The following is a 1613-nucleotide window of genomic DNA, read 5'->3' on the forward strand; positions in this document are numbered from 1 at the left end:
AAAAAGGGCACTCACAATGTTAAATTTATTGCTAGAAACTAGACAAAACAGTCATGCTGTAAACACGCGCGAGTGGGCAACGGTACCGAAAACATGTGCGCTTGCGGCGGCTAGCGTGGGCGGTTGCAGGGTATGCCACTTACATACTGCACCTTGAAAAGCAGAAGTAATTTGCTATCGATATTTCCATTTTCGCCTTTAAAGGGCGTAGCATCCTTTCATTTTTTCACCTTTTCACCTTTTCACCTTTTCACCCTTTCACCCTTTCACCTTTTCACCCTTTCACCCTTTCACCTTTTCACCCTTTCACCCTTTAATCTCCTCTTCCCCCAACAGCCGAAGTAGTTCTTGGGTGCGCTTTTCAAAATCGGGAGTGGCGGTAAGCGTGAGTTGTGGCGGAGCAGGAGTGTCGGGTGAGGGTTGGAACACAAGCTGTTGGTGCCCTTGTTCGGTGGTATGGATGTGCTTTGCTAGGACGTAAAGCAAAGGGAGACGATGGCATTGGCTAAAAGAGTTAGGCGCATCATGGCCGCTGGACTGGTCGGACTGGTCTGACTGGTCCGACTGGTCTGACTGAACCGACTGGTCTGACTTGTCCGACCTGTCCGAGCTGTCCGAGCAGTCTGAGCTATCCAACCGCGAGCAAGGCTGCGTGCCATCGCCTAGCTGTCGCTTAGCCACCACCCAAAGAGCGTCGGCGGCATGCACAGCTTGTTCTAGATCGTGAGTAGAAAGCAATACCATCTTATTGGTTTCGTGGGCAAGGCGTGCCAACAAGCCAAGCACTTCAACCTTACTTTTGTAGTCGAGAAAGGCGGTTGGCTCGTCAAGTAATATCATGGGTGTATCTTGCGCTAAGGCTTTGGCGATCATCATTTTCTGCCGTTCGCCATCGCTAAGCGTCTGCACTAGGCGGTGGCGCAGGCTAGTTATGCCCACTACATCCATCGCCCAAGCAACCATACGGCGGTCGTCGGCTCGAAGTGTACCCCAAATATTGGTGTAGGGCGAGCGACCAAGGGCAACTATTTGTTCGACGGAGAGGTTTTCAATGCTGGGCTTGGCCGTTAACACCACGCTTACTAGGCGTGCTAAACGCGCTTGCGAGAGTGTGGCGAGGTTGATGGGCACGGCTTGTTCGTCAGAATAATAGCACATCTGTCCTGAGATGGGCGGTTGAAAAGCGGCCAAAGTACGCAGTAGCGTACTTTTACCAATGCCGTTGGCACCCACAAGACAAGTGAGCTGCCCTGCCTGTAAGGTAGCATTAAGTTGGGCTAGCACGGTGGTTGGCGTGTGCCGTGGATGCTGGTAACCTACGGAGAGGTTGCGAAGGGTTATCGAGGGCATATATTTTCTGTGGGGGATTGTGTTGCTAGGGGCTTTTGGTTTTCTAGGATTCTTCGGGGTGGGTCTAGGCTTTCTAGTTATTCCAGGTTTACTAGGCAGGCTGTTAAAAGTGCACAGTTATCTTTTCACTCTTTCACCTTTAAGAGGCACAGCCATCTTTTCACCTTTTCACTCTTTCACCTTTAAGGGGCGCAGCCACCCTTTCACCTTTTCACTTTTTCACCTTTGAGGGGCGCAGCCATCTTTTCACCCTTTCACCCTTT

1 protein-coding gene is annotated in these 1613 nt (G+C 51.1%); it reads right to left on the reverse strand.

The genetic code is table 11. From position 1 onward, the window contains the following. Positions 1-306: 306 nt before the first annotated feature. Positions 307-1350, reverse strand: coding sequence for an ABC transporter ATP-binding protein (locus HMPREF2955_RS17120; RefSeq protein WP_070723981.1), 1044 nt, complete (start codon positions 1348-1350; stop codon positions 307-309). Between the last annotated feature and the right edge of the window lie 263 nt (positions 1351-1613).

The sequence above is a fragment of the Prevotella sp. HMSC073D09 genome (assembly GCF_001814145.1).
GTDB classification, from domain to species: Bacteria; Bacteroidota; Bacteroidia; order Bacteroidales; family Bacteroidaceae; genus Prevotella; species Prevotella conceptionensis.